The following is a 3,154-nucleotide window of genomic DNA, read 5'->3' on the forward strand; positions in this document are numbered from 1 at the left end:
GGCGCGGCCTCGAGTCTGACCCGACCTTCCAGGCGCTGAAGCTTGCCAAGCCCCCGCTCGAGGACTGAGCTTCCGAGACCTGGTGGCCGACATCCGGAGTCCGTTCGCCACCCCTACGGGACCTTCCGACAATCCGCCCAGGCGAACGCTTCGACCGTGAGCTGGCGCGGCGCGATCCTCCCCTGAATATCGGGGTGTTTCACTTTTTCCCTTTGACTCCCCGGCGTTCGTATGTTCTACTTTTGTTCTATGGACAGCGACGCCGAGATGATGGAGCGCCACGCCCGCCTGTTGGGCCGGTTCGCCGAGCAGGCGGCGGGCCTGGCCGAAGACCTCTACGTCGCGGCCCTGGCCGCCGAGAATCCGGCGGAGAAGCAGTCGCTGAGCTTCGCCTTCCATCGCATGGGCCGGACGCTGCGCCAGACCTGCGCGCTGGAAGCCAAGCTCCGCCGCGACGCCAAACGTCAGGACCACGTCGAACAGGATCGGGGCAGGAAGGCCGCCGAGGCCCGCGTCGCGGCCCACCAGAACAAGCTCTCCGCCGAAGTGCAGCGGCTGATCTGGACCGAGGCCGAGGGCGAGGGCCAGGGCGACACGCTCAAGGCCGAACTCGAAGACCGCCTCGAAATCGAGGTCCTCGACGTCGAAGCTTTCCTCGCCGAACCCTTCGAGGCCCAGATCGCCCGCATCTGCGCCGCTATCGGCCTGCCTCTTGCCCGCCCCGTTCGCGGGGCGGGGGGACCATCGGCCGAGCGAAGCGAAGAGCCGATGGTGGGCGGGGCGGGGTCCGCCGGTGCGCCGGCCGCCCCTTCCACCACGCCCTCTGCGGGGCGCGGTCCCCCTCCCCCGAGATCGGGGGAGGCAGGTCGCGACGACGACGACCTCCTCTCCGACAACGATTGGCGCGCGTCCGGCTGAGTTGAGCGACCTCGTCTGCCCCGTCCCACCGCGCCCGCCACCGAGCAGAACGTCCGCCGCGAATGGCGGGGGACAGGCATGTCTGGTATCGGAACCAAGGCCGGCGGCGCGGGTTGCCCAGGCCCCACCTGAGGCAAAATCTTGAAATCGCTCTATTCGACCTGGCTCGGCCTGACCCTCGACAGCTGGCGGCTGGCCGCCGAATCCCAGGCGGTGATCGGCCTGCGGATGGTCAAGCTGGCGGCCGGCGACGCGGCCTCGGCCAAGGAGGCCGAGCTGATGATCTCCGAGAAGGTGCAGGCCGCGGCCCAGGTGCAGAGCCAGTTCTTCGCCGACGCGGTCCTCGGCGGGGGTCCCGCGGCGACGCGGCGCGCGTTGGCCCACTATCGCCGCAAGGTGCGCGCCAACCGGCGGCGGCTGTCGCGCTGAACCCCTAGTCCTCGTCCTGCGGATCGTCCGGCACGTCCTCGACCATCGCCGGCTCGCCATTGTGCGTCAGCTCGCCGTTCGGGCCGCGGTTGCCCAGCAGGGCGTCCATGACGCCGGCGCGCACCGTGTGCGGCCCGCGCGACGGATCGGGCTTGTCGCTCGGCTTGTCGGTCATCGGGGTCTCCACCTTCGCTATGGAGAATGTCGCCCCGCGCGGAGTGGTTCCTGGGTCGGGACAGGGCCGAGGCCCAGCGCCGCCTCGCCCGCGCGGGCTTCAGCCACCAGCCAGTCGCGAAGGGCGTGGATGCGTCCGAGCTTGGGGCTGTCGGCGCGCCAGACCGCGAAGTAGCCGAAGTCGGGCGGCGGCGGCCCGTCCGGGTCCACCTGTCGCACCAGCCGCCCGGGACGAACATAGTTGACCGGCAGGGGCACGGTGTCCGGGACCGGCCGCACCAGCTTGCCCGCGCGCAGGTCGTCTTCGACCATGCTGGCCCTGACCAGGGCTGCGCCGACGCCGCGCGCCACGGCGTCCAGCGTCAGCACCGAGTCGTTGGAGACCAGGGCCGCCTGCGACGGCGGCGCCAGTCCGTGGCGGTTGAACAGGATCGGCCACAGCCGGTCGACCGAATCGATCAAGGGCGCCTGGCGGAGGTCCTCGATGGCGCGCAGCCGGTGCGCCTTCGCGAACGCCGCGGTGCAGACCACCAGGAAGCACTCGGTGTTCAGCCGCGCCGCCTCCACCTCGGGCCAGTCGCCGCGCCCGAAGCGCACCGCCAGATCGACACCGTCGGCCGCCAGGTTGGAAATCCGATCCTCCACCCGCACGTCCAGCCGCCCGCCCGCGGGATCGGCCAGGAGCCGCGGCAGCTTGGGGGCCAGCCAGCGTGCGCCGAAGCTGGCGGCGACGCTCAGCACCAGCGGGTCGCCCTGGCCGTCCACGAACTCGCCGAGCGCGTTGCGCAGGCGCTTCACCGATCCGGCGATCTCCTGCGCCAGCCGCAGCGCGGCCGGGGTCGGGATCATCGCGTTGCCCTGCCGGCTGAACAGCCGCGCGCCCAGGTCCTGCTCCAGCTTGCGGATCTGCTGGCTGATCGCGCCCTGGGTCACCGCCAGCTCGCGGGCCGCGGCGCTGTAGCTGGTGAGCCGCACGGCGGCTTCCAGCGCCTGCAGGGCGAACAGGGAAGGTAGGGGCTTCACGCCGAGGGTTATCAGCCAGGCTTATAGCCGCGGGCAAATACTATCGTTCGCCGAACGGGCCGTGGGATGGCCCCATGCCGCCAAGGGACCTCTGGGGATGCGGAACCAAGATGCATGAAATCCCGGCGCGGCCAGCGAACGGAGGTCTGGCGCCCGACCGTCTGCTAAGGTATTTAGCAGTTCCTTGCCGGTCGCCCCGGACCGTACCGGCGCGCGGCTGGAGGCGCTCCATGGCCGATGTCTTCCGCTCCACGCGATCCGGCCCCGCCGCCGTGCTTGGCCCGCTGGAGGGCGAGATCATGCAGGTGGTTTGGAAGGCCGACCACCCGCTCCCGGTCTCCGAGGTGCACCGCGCTCTGAGTGAGGGCGGGCGGACGATCTCCTACTCGGCGATCAAGACCGTCCTCAACATCCTGACCGACAAGGGCCGGCTGGCGAAGACGCGGCAGGGCAAGGTGACCTTCTTCGCCGCCACCGCCTCCGAGAACGAGTTCGAGGCCCAGGTGCTGTCGGCGGTGGTCCGCTCCCTGAAGGGCAACCTCGGCCCGGCGGTGATCGCCCAGCTGGTGGACGAACTTGCGGTCGATTTCGAGACGGTGGCCGAATTCGA

General features: G+C 70.6%; 5 protein-coding genes. 3 read left to right on the forward strand and 2 right to left on the reverse strand.

Going from position 1 to position 3,154, the window contains the following annotated elements; all coding sequences use genetic code 11:
- Positions 1-249 precede the first annotated feature (249 nt).
- Positions 250-918 carry a hypothetical protein gene (locus VGT80_RS03365; protein WP_327452878.1) on the forward strand — a complete coding sequence of 223 codons (669 nt, stop codon included), beginning with the start codon at positions 250-252 and terminating at the stop codon, positions 916-918.
- Positions 919-1,059: 141 nt separating this feature from the next.
- Entirely contained in the window at positions 1,060-1,347 is a 288-nt protein-coding gene (locus VGT80_RS03370; protein WP_327452880.1) for a hypothetical protein, read from the forward strand.
- 4 nt (positions 1,348-1,351) lie between these two features.
- Here VGT80_RS03370 and VGT80_RS03375 read toward each other — a convergent pair whose 3' ends face one another.
- Both VGT80_RS03375 and VGT80_RS03380 read right to left on the reverse strand, forming a co-directional pair.
- The gene (locus VGT80_RS03375) at positions 1,352-1,522 is read right to left on the reverse strand and encodes a hypothetical protein (protein ID WP_327452882.1); all 171 of its coding nucleotides are present in this window, start codon (positions 1,520-1,522) and stop codon (positions 1,352-1,354) included.
- A gap of 17 nt (positions 1,523-1,539) precedes the next feature.
- Positions 1,540-2,544: a LysR substrate-binding domain-containing protein gene (locus tag VGT80_RS03380; RefSeq protein WP_327452884.1), complete on the reverse strand. Its 1,005-nt coding sequence runs from the start codon at positions 2,542-2,544 to the stop codon at positions 1,540-1,542.
- Between the two features lie 230 nt (positions 2,545-2,774).
- Here VGT80_RS03380 and VGT80_RS03385 point away from each other — a divergent pair.
- The coding region (locus VGT80_RS03385; protein ID WP_327452886.1) for a BlaI/MecI/CopY family transcriptional regulator at positions 2,775-3,154 on the forward strand (380 nt) is incomplete at its 3' end.

Origin of the sequence: Phenylobacterium sp. (assembly GCF_035944335.1) — a bacterium.
Lineage (GTDB): Bacteria > Pseudomonadota > Alphaproteobacteria > Caulobacterales > Caulobacteraceae > Phenylobacterium.

Bases quoted from the DNA above. Each gene is read 5' to 3' on its own strand.
- VGT80_RS03375 (WP_327452882.1), bottom strand. From the start codon at position 1,522: ATGACCGACAAGCCGAGCGACAAGCCCGATCCGTCGCGCGGGCCGCAC.
- VGT80_RS03365 (WP_327452878.1), top strand. From the start codon at position 250: ATGGACAGCGACGCCGAGATGATGGAGCGCCACGCCCGCCTGTTGGGC.